The sequence below is a fragment of the Acinetobacter sp. Leaf130 genome (assembly GCF_001423205.1).
Lineage (GTDB): Bacteria > Pseudomonadota > Gammaproteobacteria > Pseudomonadales > Moraxellaceae > Acinetobacter > Acinetobacter calcoaceticus.
Window position 1 is genome coordinate 1,408,677 of the sequence record NZ_LMOE01000001.1, and the last position, 15,414, is coordinate 1,424,090.

The following is a 15,414-nucleotide window of genomic DNA, read 5'->3' on the forward strand; positions in this document are numbered from 1 at the left end:
CTTGCTTTTAATAGAACCTAAAATAATTGAGATTAAAAATAAAACAGTATAAGCAAAATCCTCTGTATCATCCGTAGCTAAATAAATTTTCCTTAATTAATCCTAAACATAGAAAAAATTTTAATAAATTCTATATTTCTAAATATAAAAATTATGGAAACTAAATAATTAATCATCATAGATAAGATCATTTTCATCAACATTGATATAATCTGGCTGGGGATCCTTATCAAATTGTACAGCACATATTTTATCCTTACCTAAAATTTTCGCTTTCCCTACCCTATGCATACCATCCATTATTCTACCCTGTGAACATATTATTATTGGATAAGACAAATCTGCTTCTTGAATTAGTAGCATATGATTAATAATATCTTGAGTAGTAGGATGAGAATCTGGATACCAATATGGTTCATTTAATTCTTTTATTTCTGAAAGTAAAATTTCTTTTACTTTAAAATCTCTAGTTAACTCTACTAAATTATCCACATCCCAAATATAAGTATCATTTTCAATTTTTCTAAAATGATATTGCTTTCTCATGATATAAAATTCCTCATAGAATCCAAAAAATATTAAAACATATCATATATCTATTAATATTAGATATTGGAAGAATAAAGTGCCGTAATTCCTAGCCAATAAAGAAAAAGACATTTAAAACTAAAATTCTAATAAATATACTTTCATCCTATTTGACAACGTCAACAATCATTCTGTCTTGCTATTTATCTACAATTAAAACCCACGCTATATGTTTATTCTAATGCATAGTTTGAAAATGAAATCTATACAGAATCACAGAGAGTTCGAATTTTTAACCAATAACTACTTAAAAAGTATATTTTTTCTATTTTTAATTTGCTAAGAATTTTATAAAGACTTCATCCACCTATTAAAAGGAGAAAAAATGGATTTTTTTAATATTTTCATAGGTGACACGACTTGGACCTTTATTTTGGAAATTTTGGTTCGATGTTTCGTCATGTTCATCATTATTATTAGTTTTTTAAGACTATCAGGTAAACGAGGTATTCGCCAACTCTCTCTTTTTGAACTCGCAATTATTTTATGTTTAGGTTCGGCGGCGGGTGATCCCATGTTTACCAAGGACTTACCTATAGTACATGCTTTAGTCGCATTTATCGTTATTCTTTTTCTCTACCGTCTTGTAACTTGGGCCATGGTGAAGCATAAGAAAATTGAAGATCTATTAGAAGGAAAAGCGCTTTGCGTGGTCAAAGATGGACTTTTAGTCTACAAAGATTTCCAGAAACAATCATATTCACATGATGAGTTTTTCTCAGAGATGCGACAACAAAATGTTGAACATTTAGGTCAAGTGAGAACAGCTTTACTGGAATCCGACGGCATCCTTAGCTTACTGTACTATGAAGATGAAGAAGTAAAATGGGGATTACCACTATTCCCCGATGCTTATTGCAAAGCTGACGTACTTAAAATCAATACTTTTTATTCATGTATGAAATGTGGTGAAACTAAAATTCTAAATAAAATTGATCAAGAGTGTTCTCGTTGCAAACATCATAGTTGGGCTGAGTCTTTAAAAACCCGTCGACTAGGATAGTAAAAGAATTGAGTATTATAAATGTCTGACATGAGGTTTTTGAAAATGCTGTAGTTACCAGTTTTTTTGCATTTTTTGAGGTGTAATAAAAGAATCACTAGAAAATGAAAAAGTAACTCATCTTTTAAGCATTAAAAAAGGTGCTATTTCCTATTAAAAATAGAGAAATAGCACCTTAAAATGTTAAAAAACTAATTTTAACTTTTTATTTAAAGATTAGTTTAAACCTTTAAACTCAGCTTTACCGCGGTAAGCAGCTTTAGTCAATTCTTCAATACGAAGTAATTGGTTGTACTTAGAAACACGGTCAGAACGGCAAAGTGAACCAGTCTTAATTTGGCCAGCCGCTGTACCTACTGCCAAATCAGCAATAGTTGAATCTTCTGTTTCACCAGAACGGTGAGAAATTACAGTCGTATAACCATTTTCTTTAGCAAGGTAAATTGCATCAAGAGTTTCAGTCAAAGTACCAATTTGGTTGTACTTGATTAAGATAGAGTTACCTACTTTCTCATTAATACCACGTTGTAAAATCTTAGGGTTTGTAACGAACAGGTCATCACCAACCAATTGGATTTTGTCACCAAGGATAGATGTCAAGTAAGACCAACCTTCCCAATCTGATTCATCTAAACCATCTTCAATTGAGATAATTGGATATTGGTTTACAAGGCCTGCTAAATAGTCAGAGAACTGATTGCTTGTGAATGCTTTATTGCCTTCACCCGCAAGAACATATTGACCATTTTTATAGAATTCTGAAGATGCACAGTCAAGCGCCAACATAATATCAGAACCAGCTTTGTAACCAGTTTGACCAATAGCTTCAAGAATAACAGTGATTGCTTCTTCGTTTGAACGCAAGTTTGGTGCAAAACCACCTTCATCACCTACAGCAGTGTTTAAACCTTTTTTGTTTAAAACTGATTTTAGTGAATGGAAGATTTCAGCACCTGCACGTAATGCTTCAGCAAATGAAGTGAAGCCTACTGGCTCAATCATAAACTCTTGAATATCAACGTTGTTGTCTGCATGTGAACCACCATTGATGATGTTCATCATTGGTACAGGCATAGTCAAAATCTTTTGACCACGTAAGTCAGCGATGTATTGGAAAAGAGGAATTTTCTTTTCATCAGCAGCAGCGCGTGCAGCAGCTAATGACACAGCCAAAGTTGCATTTGCACCCAATTTTTCTTTGTTTTCAGTACCATCAAGTTCGATCATCGTATTATCGATGTCTTTTTGTTCAAATACTGATTTGCCCACTAAAGCGTCACGGATAATCGTGTTTACGTTGTTAACCGCAGTTTTAACGCCTTTACCTAAGTAACGTGATTTATCACCGTCACGTAGTTCTAAAGCTTCACGAGAACCAGTTGAAGCACCAGATGGTGCACATGCACGACCAACAACCCCAGATTCTAAAATTACGTCTGCTTCGATGGTTGGGTTACCACGAGAGTCCAAAATTTCACGTGCACGGATGTCAACGATTTGGCTCATGAACAATTCCTCTGTTGAATGAATATGAGCTGCGATTAAAGCAGCGTAAATGAGTAAAAACTCAATGGGTGTCTAACTTTTTGAATCCTTTAACCAAAGTATCCAATTCTTTTATTTGCGCCAAGAATGGCTCAAGCTGCGACATGCGTAACGCACAAGGTCCATCGCATTTTGCATGTTCTGGGTCTGGATGACCTTCCAAGAACAGCCCTGCCAAGCCAGTTGCCATTCCAGCGCGTGCTAAAGTTGTAATTTGAGCACGACGACCACCTGCCGAATCAGCACGACCACCAGGAGTTTGCAACGCATGTGTTACATCGAAGAAAACAGGCACATTCATTTCTTTCATGATGTCAAAGCCAAGCATGTCTACAACAAGGTTGTTATAGCCAAATGCTGAACCACGTTCACAAAGAATAAGTTTATCGTTTCCTGCTTCTAAACATTTATTTAGGATATGACGCATTTCATGAGGTGCCAAAAACTGAGCTTTCTTAATATTAATAATAGCTTGTGTTTTTGCCATCGCTTCAACAAGATCAGTTTGGCGACTTAAGAAAGCCGGTAACTGAATAATATCAGCTACTTCTGCAACTGCTTCAGCTTGGTGTGGTTCATGAACATCGGTAATGATAGGCACATTAAAATGTTTTTTAATATCGCCTAACCATTCAATACCTTTTTCAAGTCCAGGACCGCGGAACGAATGCAGACTAGAACGATTTGCTTTATCGAAACTCGCTTTAAATACATAAGGAATGTCTAAGCGTTTGCAAATATCAACATAAGTTTCTGCAATTTCGAAAGCTAAATCTTTTGACTCAAGTACGTTCATTCCGCCAAATAATACAAATGGCAAATGATTTGCCATTTGTATATCGCCTAAACGTACAACTTCTTGTGGTTTTAATTGTGACATTTAAACTTTCCCAGTTTATTTAAAATCGCATTATTTACTTTTTTGATGCTGTGTTTTCGCAGCGTCAATAAAACTAGCAAATAATGGATGTCCATCACGTGGTGAACTTGTAAATTCCGGGTGAAATTGTACAGCAATAAACCAAGGATGTTCAGGAATTTCTACAGTTTCAACCAAATGTTGTGCTGAAGAATAGCCAGAAATCTTCATACCAGCTTGTTCAATCGACTCAATGAAACGGTTATTCATTTCATAACGGTGACGATGACGCTCAGTGATTTCTGCTTTACCATAGACTTCACGCGTTTTAGTGCCTTCAACCAATTCAGATTTTTGTGCACCCAAACGCATAGTTCCGCCTAAATCAGATTCTACGCTGCGTTGTTGTAACTCTCCACGCTCATCTAACCATTCAGTAATTAAACCAATCAATGGATACTTTGTAGAACGGTTAAACTCTGTGGAAGATGCTTCTGGCATAGCTGCAACATGACGTGCATATTCAATTACAGCCAATTGCATGCCTAAACAAATACCCAAGAATGGAACTTTGTTTTCACGTGCATATTGAATAGCTTTCATTTTGCCTTCAGTACCACGCTCACCAAAGCCGCCTGGGACTAAGATTGCGTCAGCTGTTTGCAAAATAGAAACGTCTTGGCTTTCAAGTTCTTCAGCATTGACATAGTCAATCTGTACTTTCACACGGTTTTTGATGCCTGCATGTAATAATGCTTCATTCACAGATTTATAAGCATCTGGTAATTCAACATATTTACCAACCATAGCTACACGTAAAGTGTATTCTGGGTTAAGTAATGCTTCGACTACATTGTCCCAATCTTCTAGGTTTGCTTCCGGAAGATCATTAAATCCAAAACGTTCACAAATGAGGTCATCAACGTTTTGCTCATAGAATGTACGTGGAATTTGATAAATCGTTTTCGCATCTTTACATACCACAACGGCACGCGCTTCCACGTTAGTGAACAATGCAATTTTACGTTTAGTATCAACATCTACATCATATTCAGTACGGCAGATTAAGATATCTGGCTGAATACCAATTGAAAGTAATTCTTTCACTGAATGTTGAGTTGGCTTGGTTTTTAACTCAGCCGCAGATTTGATATATGGCAACAAAGTTAAATGCATCAGCATGGTACGTTTATGACCAAGCTCAACCATTAACTGACGAACTGACTCCATAAATGGAAGTGATTCGATATCACCAACCGTACCACCAATCTCAACGATTGCAACGTCGTAACCTTCACCTGCGCGAAGTACGCGTTCTTTAATATTGTCAGTAATATGTGGAATAACTTGAACCGTACCACCTAAGTAGTCACCACGACGTTCTTTATTTAGAACATCTTGATATACACGGCCACTTGTAAAGTTATTCAGTTTGGTCATTTTCGCACGACGTAAGAAACGTTCGTAATAACCCAAGTCTAGATCAGTTTCGGCACCATCCTCTGTGACAAAAACTTCACCATGTTGGAAAGGACTCATTGTCCCCGGATCGACATTAATGTAAGGATCCATTTTAACCATTGTGACTTTTAAGCCACGGGCTTCCAAAAGTGCAGCAACTGAAGCAGCAGAAATACCTTTACCTAGCGATGAAACCACACCACCAGTAACAAAAATAAAATGGGTCATTAAGTTTCTCGTACAATCAAGCCGAAATCGGCCTACAATGTTGGGCAATTTTACTTTACTCTGCCCCTATAAAGCAAAGTCAAACCGCATCAATTCAAAGATCATTAAACAACTGGTTATTCTATCAGCATTTTTAATAAAAAATTAGGTCCATCTCACATGATTTTTTCATTCTCTTTTGCTGTTATAATGCCAGCTCCTCAATTAAATGTTGTTTAGGACAATGGCAAATAAAAAACTTTTAATCTGTGCTGCAATTGCAGCTGGACTATTGTTAACCGCATGTGTCAAAAAAGAAACACCAGAAGAAGAGCAAGAAAAGGTTGAAACTGCTGTTTCAGAACCTAAGCCTGCTGAACCTGCAAAATTTGAGTCTTTAGAAAGCGTTAAAACTGAAGAAGCTCAAACGCAGGAACCAACGCAAGTTGAAGTTCATCACGAAGAAACAGCGAATACCACAACTGAAATTCGCCGTGAAACTCGTCCTGCCCAATCTGATCAAAGTTCACAAACAACAGCTTCTGAGCAACCTAAAGCAGAACCGAAACCAAAACCGGAACCTAAGCCTGAGCCAAAACCAGAGCCTAAGCCTGAGAAAGTTCAATCAAAACCGGCTAAACCAGCTGAACCATCTCAAACTGAAGATGATGCTGTTGCCGCTGCGATTGCTGCTGCTACACCAGCGCTTAAAAACTAAGTTCCCGTATGAATATGCCCAAATTGAACAGTTGATTTGGGCTTTTTAAATATTATTAAAATTATCAATTCAATAATCAGTTCTACCTTTCTCTTTCTAATTTGTCTTTAAAGTTTTCCTAGATATCAATTTAGGACAATCTACTTATTCCCCCTGAAAAATTATTGACGTTACTCACGCTGAGATGTAGTTTTTTAACAAGTTCCTTTTTGGAACCTTAATTAAAAGAAGATTGGAGCTTAAAATGACTACTGTATCAAATCGCGTACCCGCCTCATTTCCAGTCCGTCGTATGGACTATAATTTTGAAAATACACCTCGTTACTGGTGTAATAATGAACCCTCTCTTACCCATTATTTTACAGGCTTATCTACATTGTTCCCTGAGGGTGAATCATATTTTGTTCGTTCAGTTCGAGCCTTACGTGCTAAAGCAAAGTCGAATGAAATTCTAGATCGCGAAATCAGCGCATTTATTGGTCAAGAAGCAATGCATTCAAAAGAGCATCATGCCTTTCATGTCAGCGCCCAGCAACATGGCCTTGATCCCGAATCTTTGGAAAAAGCAACTGGTATCGTTTTAAAAAGTATTGAAAAAGTTTTTAGTAAAAAATGGAATTTGCTCGTAACAGTTGGCTTAGAACACTATACCGCGGTACTTGTGGTTAACATGATGCAGTCTGTTAATGAATTAATGACAGACTCAACGATCCGTAATTTATGGTTATGGCACAGCATTGAAGAGACAGAACATAAAGCTGTCGCCTTTGATCTTTATCAACACTTATATGGAAGTGGACTGAGCGCCTATCTCCCTCGCATTACAGTCTTTACTTTAAGTTTATTTTTAATTACAGGCTTCACAACAATTTATCAATTCGTTCTTATGAAACGAGATCACCAACTTCTAAATTTCAACTCTTGGCGTAATTTCTTTAGTTTTGCTAACAAACAATATAGAACATTAATCCCTAAATTTTTTGACTATTATCGCTTTGATTTCCACCCTAACCAAACAGATGAAAAAGACCTCGTTGCTAGTACCAAAATCAAAATTGGACTGAAAGATCCAAAATTGCTTTTATCTTGACCTGATAAAATCATAAAGCCCATTCAATAGATGGGCTTTATTTAATTTATTACAGCAACACCGTCATTGTTTATGATTAACCATAAAATAATTCGCCATTAATTTGGCAGCCCAAGAGGTACTTTTCCAACCCTCGTAAAAACCACAATGACTTCCCTTTTTAGTGGTTACAACTGCAATATTACTCATTTGCTGAATAGTTTCTTTATAAGGCTCTAAATTTTTAATAGAACATACCGGATCATCTTCAGCATTAAGAATCATTAATGGAATTTTGACATTTTCAAATACATAAATTGGATTAATTGCCTGACAATAACTTTGATAATCCTGAAAGCCAGCCATTTCAAAGTATTCTTTTTCAAACTCTTCCAGACTAGTCGTCGCTAGAACTTTTTCTAAAGAAGAAATCTGGTTCCAAGTACTTTGATAAGGATGAATAAAATATTTGAATAACTTTTTAGTCATCATTTTGCTATAAAAGGGATGAACATTTTTAAAGCCAATCTCAGTGTTATAGCCGGGACACATTGCAAAAGCAGCTTTAAATGGTGTGTCAGTGCCTTGCTCTCCCAAATAACGAACCAGCAATCCTGTGCCAGCAGAGGAGCCGACAGCGTACAGATCTGATTCAGGAAACAAATTTTGAATATGCGTAAGCTGCTCTTTAAGGTCACTTGTTGATCCAAAAAGAGAAATCTGTGGTACAGGCATTGGTAAACCAGCATGCCCACGGCGTAAGCAAAGCGCTATTCTCCACCCCGTATATTGATGTAAATCTTTCACCAGTTCACGCATACTTTCAGGTGTTCCTGTAATGGTATGCATGATGACAACTGTAGGAGTAGATTTTGGAAGATTATAGCCATACCATGCGATCGCAGTTACACCACCATCTTTCATGGTGAGCTGATCAATACGGTCATATTCAAGCTTGATGGTTTTTTTTCTAATAATATCGAAATATAAAAGATGAACATGATTGTTACTTAACCATGGCGTAGGACGATATTTTTGCTTAAGTTGGGGCAATTTATCCAAAACATCTTTAATTTTCCCTTGTGGGTCATAATAGACTTTTGGTTGTTCAGCACCCAGCACCGAATCAAAAAATTCTGAACCGAAAGCTTTAATTTTATTTAAAGTAGATATGCCCATATCCAATCACGACCTCTGATTATGAGTTAAATGATTGCCGCACTAATGCTGCAACCTGCTGCCCCCAAATTGCATAAATTTCTTTGCTTGGATGAAAACCATCACTTGCCATAGGTAAGTTCATCGCTTGAAAACTTTCAATATCATATTGAATGAATCTAAATTGGTTTTGTGATTCTAACCATTTATATAATGCCTGATTCATTTGCTCCGCATATTTTCCAAATAACCAAGCCAATGGATTCGGCAAAGCTGGAAAATGTTGCATTGGCGGCACACCAGATACGATAATGAGTTTAGGTTGAAAACGCGTCTGTATTTGCTGAAATAATTGCTTTTGTTGTTTTAACCATAGATTTGCTGAGGTTAGTTTTGTCACATCATTAACACCAATAGATGTGACTACAACATCATAATTTTGCTGCTCTAAATACTGTAGAGCTTGAAAAACCTGCTTGGTTGTATCACCTGTTTTTGCATGAAGTTTCCAGCATAAAGAATACTCATCTTGCAACTCAGAAATAATTGCGCCAGATAAAGCATCTTTTTGTGTTTCAACTCCAACACCTGCCGCTGCAGAATCACCTAAAATAAGCAATGACAAAGGTCTTCCGCGTCCGCACAGACCTTCACGCTCGCCGATGGCCTCTAATAGACGTGGTGTATTCTTACGAACCTTTGCCCCTTGTATAAATAATACAGGCAATAAGACTAATGTTGAAAGTTTTAACCACATTCTAATGACCTCAACAATATTACTTAGGCTATTTGCTAAAATTATTGCGGTTGAAACTTGGCAATTCTTATACCCATTTGTTCAGCTAGTGCAGCTAACCCACTCATTGGACGAATCATTACCTCAAAATCAATAATTTTGCCTTGCTCATTAAAACGTATCATATCAATACCTTTTAATGACTTGCCGCTTACATTTGCACTGAACTCAAGTACCACATTTTCGCCATCTTCCGTATAAAACTCACGATGATAAGTAAAGTCTTGGAATACCTGAATAACATTGCTCAGAATGAAGAAAACGACTTGCCTTCCTTCATAAGGTTTATGGGCAACAGGAGAACGGAAAATGACTTCATCGGCTAATAAATCATTTAGATCGAACAAGTTACCTGCCTGAATCATGTGATGCCATTTTTCTAAAGACTGTTTTGTTGTTTCAAGTGCCATTGTTATTTTTCCCATAATTTACTTAATGAAATTATGGGCATTTCCTTTTCAAAGAAATGCCCATATAGATTTATAGTGTCGCTGCTAACTCAGCACCTTGTCGTATAGCGCGTTTTGCATCTAGCTCTCCGGCTTCTTTAGCTCCACCAATTAAATGAACATTTTTTCCGTCTTCTTTTAATTGCTCATACATTGCAGTGAAAGATTCTTGGCCCGCACAAATCACAACATGATCAACTTCAAGTACACTCGGTTTTCCATCTACTGTTATATGAAGACCTTGATCATCAACTTTGTCGTATTGAACCCCGGCAAGCATTTTGACTTGACGATTTTTCAGACCTGTACGGTGAATCCAGCCAGTAGTTTTACCTAAACCAGCCCCTACAGCAGCGGCTTTACGTTGCAGTAAATAAATTTCCCGTTCTGAATCTTCAACTTTTGGCTGCTTTAATCCGCCAACATGCTCATATTGAGTATCAATTCCCCATTCAGCATAGAACTTTTCTGGGTTTAAGCTGCCACTTTCACCTTCGTGAGTAAGATATTCCGCCGTATCAAAACCAATACCACCCGCCCCAATAATAGCTACACGCTGCCCCACAGGAACACGCTCTCTTAGAACTTGTATGTAGCTCAATACTTTAGGATGATCAATACCTTCAAATTGTAATTGACGAGGAGTTACACCTGTTGCAACCACAATTTCATCAAAATTTGCTTGGCTCAACTCTTCATAAGTTGCTTTATGATTTAATACAAGCTCAATATTTGGTCGCAATTCAATTTGACGGCCAAAGTAGCGTAAGGTTTCGTAAAACTCTTCTTTTCCAGGAACAGTCTTTGCAATATTAAACTGACCACCAATTTGATGACTTGCCTCAAAAACTTTGACTTTATGCCCGCGATCAGCTGCATATACTGCAAAACTTAAACCTGCCGGACCCGCACCAATAACAGCAATATTCTTTTGAATCTGTGCTTCTTTAAAGATAAGTTCAGTTTCATAACATGCGCGAGGATTCACTAAACACGTTGCGATTTTCATTGAAAAAATATGATCTAAACACGCTTGGTTACACCCAATACATGTATTAATTTCATCGCTACGACCTTGGCTTGCTTTTAAAACAAACTCAGCATCAGCTAACATTGGACGCGCCATGGACACCATATCGGCATGACCCGAAGCCAACACATGTTCAGCCATTTCAGGCGTATTAATTCGGTTGGAAGTAATCAAAGGAATAGATACTTCACCTTTGAGTTTTTCAGTGACCCACGTAAATGCAGCACGAGGTACTTTCGTTGCAATGGTTGGAATACGTGCTTCATGCCAACCAATGCCTGTATTAATAATAGTTGCGCCTGCTTTTTCAATTTCTTTTGCAAGCTGAATTACTTCATTAAAACTTGAACCACCTTCAACTAAATCAAGCATCGATAGACGATAAATAATAATAAAATTTTCACCAACCAAAGTACGCGTACGTTTTACAATTTCAATGGGGAAACGAATACGGTTTTCGTAACTACCACCCCATTCATCATCACGATGGTTAGTACGTGCAGCAATAAACTCATTAATTAAATAACCTTCAGAGCCCATAATTTCTACGCCATCATAACCAGCATACTGAGCAAGTTTGGCACAGTTTGCAAAGTCATCAATGGTCTGTTCTACTTCGGCAGAACTTAAAGCTTTAGGCTTAATCGGGTTAATTGGCGCTTGAATTGCTGAAGGCGCAACGTTATTTGCCTGATAAGAATAGCGCCCAGTATGTAAAATCTGCATAGCAATTTTTCCGCCAGCTTCATGCACAGCTTGGGTAATCACTTTATGTTTTTCAGCTTCTTCAACTGTATCTAGTTTAGTACCGTGGCTAAATACAACACCATCATCATTTGGAGAAACACCGCCAGTTACGATCAATCCAACATCACCTTTTGCGCGCTCAGCATAAAATGCTGCCATACGCTCATATCCCTGCGGTGCTTCTTCTAACCCAATATGCATAGACCCCATAAGCACACGGTTTTTTAAAGTAGTAAAGCCTAAATCAAGTGGCTTTAATAAATGTGGATAAGCTGACATATTTTCTCCTTAGGCTAGCAATTAGCTTGCTAATGCAACTTGTTGCATTAATTTATAATCAAATTTTGACTTTTATGCAACATGTTGCATAATCTCATCAGTCACACTTTACTTTTGCTTACAAACGGATTGCCATGTCACTTCCTCATGTTTTATTGACCAGCTTGCTTGAACGACCAAGCACAGGGTTCGAACTTGCCCGCCGCTTTGACCGTTCAATGGGCTTTTTCTGGAATGCCACACACCAGCAAATTTATCGTGAACTCAATAACATGCTCAAAAAAGGTTGGGTTTCAACGTTAGAAAATGAAATGGAAAATAGTCGAAAAAAGACCTATCAAGTTGAACAACTGGGGCGTATTGAGTTAGCTTCATGGATGACGCAACAAAGTGAACCTGCGCAGCTTCGAGATGATTTAATGGTTAGATTGCGTGCTGAAGCACAATTGAGCAATAATCAGATATTACCTGAGCTGTTACGACACCTTGGTCTACATCAGGAAAAGCTGAAACTTTATCAAAGTATTTATGACAAAGATTTTAAAGATAGCAATGATCTAAATGACCGTGTGTTATACATCCATAAAATGATCTTAGAACTTGGAATTACAATGGAAAGTGAATGGATCAAATGGTTGGAACAAGTCATCCCTCAATTAAAACGCTTTGCCCAAGATAGCGTATCCGGAGAATAGCCATGCCATATTACACCATGCCCGATCGGGAAAATTTATTTGTACGACGTGTTGGTCGTGGTGAACCAGTTTTGGTTTTATCTGGTCTTGGTATGCAAAGTTGGCAATGGCTACCTTTTATTTATGCAAACCGTAAAGATTATGAGTTTATTATTCCAGATTGGCGTGGTTTTGGCGGTTCAAAAAACTGTGCAATACCTGAGCAAGATGCGATATCAAGCCATTGGCAAGACGTTGCTCATTTAATAGAACAATTAAAACTCGATAACTTTATCTTGATGGGTTATTCGATGGGTGCCACAACGGCCATGCATGGTATGAAACATGCTCACCTCGCACAGCAACTAAAAGCATATTTACATATCGACCAAACACCCAAAATATCTGTAGATTCAACATGGGAATATGGTTTATTTGGTTCTCATCATACTCAGTTCAAACAATTACTAAATGATATCTATCAATTATTATCAAAGCACAAAAATGCCAAATATCTTTATGAATTATCACTTCCAGATCGACAGGAATTGGTTCGCCTTTGGGTAGATTTTATTGATTTGCAAAGTAGCAATCCATTTAGCCCTTTAGTTTTTAAAACAGCGCTAAAACAACCGTTTCTACAAAAATATTTATTACCTATTCAGCGTTTAGATTATTTATTTTGGTATGTCGAAAATTATCTTTATCACAATGAAGATTATCGTGAAGCTATCCAGCAATTAGAGTGTCCAACAACTTTCTTTATTGGTCGTAATTCGACGCTTTATCCAGAAACTGGGCAGACACTTATTGCACAGAGTGTCGAGCATGCAAAAGCAATATATTTTGAGCGCTCAGGCCATACACCTTTATTGACCGAGCCGAAAAAATTTGGCCATGAAATCACAACATTTTTATCAGAATTAAAACATGCTTCTTAAAAAAATAAAGGGATCTGTTCGCAGATCCCTTTTTAAATGTGTAAGTCATTAAGCTGAATGAGCTAACTCTTTTACTTTTAATTGCTCTGAAACACTTAACAAAAGTCGCTCTGTTTTTTCCCATCCCAAGCAACCATCAGTTACTGACTGCCCATAAGTCATATCACAAGAAATCTTTTGGCTACCATCAACCAAATGACTTTCAATCATGACGCCTTTTACTTGTGTTTTTAAACGTTCAGCAACGATTTGCTGTAAAACTTCTGGCTGACGTAACGGATCTTTACTGCTATTGCCATGACTACAGTCAATCACCAATGCAGGAAGATTTTGTTTGTGTTTTTCTCGTATCGCCTGAATTGAAGCTAAATCATAATTTGGCCCATGATTCGCTCCGCGCAAAATCAAGTGTGGTAAGGGATTACCAGCGCTCTGAATCACTGAAGGTAAGCCTTGTTGATTCATTCCTAAAAATTGATGTTCATTTTGTGCTGACTGAATCGCATCTAATGCAATCTGAATTGAGCCATCAGTACCATTCTTAAAACCAATACTGTATGGCATGTGGCTTGAGATTTCACGATGAATTTGAGACTCACTTGTACGAGCACCAATTGCCCCCCAAGCCAATAAATCATCAAAATAACCAGTTGCCATTGGACTTAAAATTTCACTCGCAATTGGCAAACCCTTTTCAATAATTTGTAAGTAAAGTTCGCGAGACTTCTCTAAACCAAGTTGTAAATTTGATGAACCATCTAAATTTGGATCATACATGAAACCCTTCCAACCCACAGTTGTACGTGGTTTTTCAATGTATGCACGCATCACAATAAAAATCTGATCTTTTACTTTTTCTTGTAATTTTTGCAATCTTTCAGCGTATTCAAGTACTGCAACCGGATCATGAATGGAACAAGGCCCTGTAATTACCATTAACCGATGATCTTTGCCAATAAGAATATTTTGAATAGTTTGACGATGTTCGGCAATTTGACGCACGAAAGAGTGTGCAAGCGGATATTTTGCTTTTAACTGGACAGGTAAACTAACTGGAGTTTCTTTTGTATTGCTTTGTGTCAATAAAGTATTTAGGGCATTCATTGGTTTTTCCTTGGGACTGCAATCTATTCAGTCCGATCATTTATTTGAGCGTTTTGGATCTATTCGTTGGTAAAGGCAAGCAAAAGTAAAACCAATAAAAGTTGCTAAAGTATGAATAAGTCATGTTGTTCATTTTAAGTTCCTCAAGTCAAAAAGATAAAGCATAAAAAAACCTGATCGGGGTTGCCGATCAGGTATTAACTGTGATGGGCAACTTTCTCATGCCCGAATACGCTCAGGCAACTATCTAAATTGCCAAAAATAATAATATGCGTTAGTGTTCACAGATAGATTTAACATCTTTATCTCAAATATAAAAAAATGTTCCTTAAATCTAAAATACGCATTGTTGAGGGCTTTGACAAGTCTTTTTTTGAAAAAAACCTCTTATTTTCACGCTTAAGATTTGATTCACTCATTGTATTAACGAATCAGCCCTTGAGGTTGTAAAATAATTAAGCCAGCTCCACAAAGCACGATTAGACCACCCAGTATATCCCATCTTGTTAATCCTACCTGATCCACAAAACGCAGCCACATTAACGCAGTAAAAATATAAATACCGCCATACGCAGCATAAATGCGCCCTGAAGCCGCTGGATGTAGGTTCAGCAGCCATACAAAGACAGCCAGACTTAAAGCTGTAGGTAGCCACAGCCAAGCAGACTTGCCTTCTCTTAAAATCAGATAAGGGAAATAACAACCAAGAATTTCAGCAATTGCTGTAATAATAAATAACCCGAATACACTCAGTATTCGGGTTATAGCAAGACTATCAATTAACAT

At 37.2% G+C, this 15,414-nt stretch carries 15 protein-coding genes; 5 read left to right on the forward strand and 10 right to left on the reverse strand.

The genetic code is table 11. The features are described 5' to 3' along the window. Positions 1-168: 168 nt before the first annotated feature. A complete protein-coding gene (locus ASF86_RS06110) occupies positions 169-546 on the reverse strand; it encodes a hypothetical protein (protein WP_045431246.1) in 378 nt (125 codons plus the stop codon). 367 nt (positions 547-913) lie between these two features. Between ASF86_RS06110 and ASF86_RS06115 the strand changes: the two genes are divergently transcribed. Beyond that, complete coding sequence (locus tag ASF86_RS06115; RefSeq protein WP_056480499.1) at positions 914-1,591, forward strand: DUF421 domain-containing protein; 678 nt, start codon at positions 914-916, stop codon at positions 1,589-1,591. Between the two features lie 216 nt (positions 1,592-1,807). Here ASF86_RS06115 and eno read toward each other — a convergent pair whose 3' ends face one another. The 3 genes from eno to ASF86_RS06130 all read right to left on the reverse strand — a co-directional run bounded on the left by eno (position 1,808) and on the right by ASF86_RS06130 (position 5,684). Then, positions 1,808-3,097: a phosphopyruvate hydratase gene (gene eno / locus ASF86_RS06120; RefSeq protein WP_056480502.1), complete on the reverse strand. Its 1,290-nt coding sequence runs from the start codon at positions 3,095-3,097 to the stop codon at positions 1,808-1,810. 61 nt (positions 3,098-3,158) lie between these two features. Continuing rightward, positions 3,159-4,016 (reverse strand): 3-deoxy-8-phosphooctulonate synthase, encoded by an 858-nt coding sequence (kdsA, locus tag ASF86_RS06125; protein WP_003652054.1) that lies wholly within the window; start codon positions 4,014-4,016, stop codon positions 3,159-3,161. 30 nt (positions 4,017-4,046) lie between these two features. Further along, the gene (locus ASF86_RS06130) at positions 4,047-5,684 is read right to left on the reverse strand and encodes a CTP synthase (RefSeq protein ID WP_005046707.1); all 1,638 of its coding nucleotides are present in this window, start codon (positions 5,682-5,684) and stop codon (positions 4,047-4,049) included. Between the two features lie 223 nt (positions 5,685-5,907). Between ASF86_RS06130 and ASF86_RS06135 the strand changes: the two genes are divergently transcribed. Both ASF86_RS06135 and ASF86_RS06140 read left to right on the forward strand, forming a co-directional pair. After that, positions 5,908-6,381 carry a hypothetical protein gene (locus tag ASF86_RS06135; protein WP_005040124.1) on the forward strand — a complete coding sequence of 158 codons (474 nt, stop codon included), beginning with the start codon at positions 5,908-5,910 and terminating at the stop codon, positions 6,379-6,381. A gap of 244 nt (positions 6,382-6,625) precedes the next feature. Beyond that, on the forward strand, positions 6,626-7,471 hold the full coding sequence (locus ASF86_RS06140; RefSeq protein ID WP_005040122.1) for a metal-dependent hydrolase: 846 nt from the start codon (positions 6,626-6,628) through the stop codon (positions 7,469-7,471). Between the two features lie 63 nt (positions 7,472-7,534). Here ASF86_RS06140 and ASF86_RS06145 read toward each other — a convergent pair whose 3' ends face one another. The 4 genes from ASF86_RS06145 to ASF86_RS06160 all read right to left on the reverse strand — a co-directional run bounded on the left by ASF86_RS06145 (position 7,535) and on the right by ASF86_RS06160 (position 11,909). Next, entirely contained in the window at positions 7,535-8,629 is a 1,095-nt protein-coding gene (locus ASF86_RS06145; protein ID WP_056480505.1) for a YheT family hydrolase, read from the reverse strand. A gap of 19 nt (positions 8,630-8,648) precedes the next feature. Then, entirely contained in the window at positions 8,649-9,365 is a 717-nt protein-coding gene (locus ASF86_RS06150) for an SGNH/GDSL hydrolase family protein (protein ID WP_056480506.1), read from the reverse strand. A gap of 41 nt (positions 9,366-9,406) precedes the next feature. Next, entirely contained in the window at positions 9,407-9,814 is a 408-nt protein-coding gene (locus tag ASF86_RS06155; RefSeq protein WP_056481767.1) for a nuclear transport factor 2 family protein, read from the reverse strand. Positions 9,815-9,884: 70 nt separating this feature from the next. Next, on the reverse strand, positions 9,885-11,909 hold the full coding sequence (locus tag ASF86_RS06160) for an NADPH-dependent 2,4-dienoyl-CoA reductase (protein ID WP_056480509.1): 2,025 nt from the start codon (positions 11,907-11,909) through the stop codon (positions 9,885-9,887). Positions 11,910-12,043: 134 nt separating this feature from the next. On the opposite strand from ASF86_RS06160, the gene ASF86_RS06165 reads away from it, so the two are divergent. Further along, a complete protein-coding gene (locus tag ASF86_RS06165) occupies positions 12,044-12,604 on the forward strand; it encodes a PadR family transcriptional regulator (RefSeq protein WP_004643048.1) in 561 nt (186 codons plus the stop codon). 2 nt (positions 12,605-12,606) lie between these two features. Beyond that, on the forward strand, positions 12,607-13,524 hold the full coding sequence (locus ASF86_RS06170) for an alpha/beta fold hydrolase (protein ID WP_004643050.1): 918 nt from the start codon (positions 12,607-12,609) through the stop codon (positions 13,522-13,524). 48 nt (positions 13,525-13,572) lie between these two features. On the opposite strand, the gene ASF86_RS06175 is transcribed toward ASF86_RS06170, so the two are convergent. Together ASF86_RS06175 and ASF86_RS06180 are read right to left on the reverse strand one after the other, a co-directional pair. Further along, positions 13,573-14,628: a 3-deoxy-7-phosphoheptulonate synthase gene (locus ASF86_RS06175; protein ID WP_005040106.1), complete on the reverse strand. Its 1,056-nt coding sequence runs from the start codon at positions 14,626-14,628 to the stop codon at positions 13,573-13,575. 423 nt (positions 14,629-15,051) lie between these two features. Then, entirely contained in the window at positions 15,052-15,414 is a 363-nt protein-coding gene (locus ASF86_RS06180; protein WP_056480515.1) for a YnfA family protein, read from the reverse strand.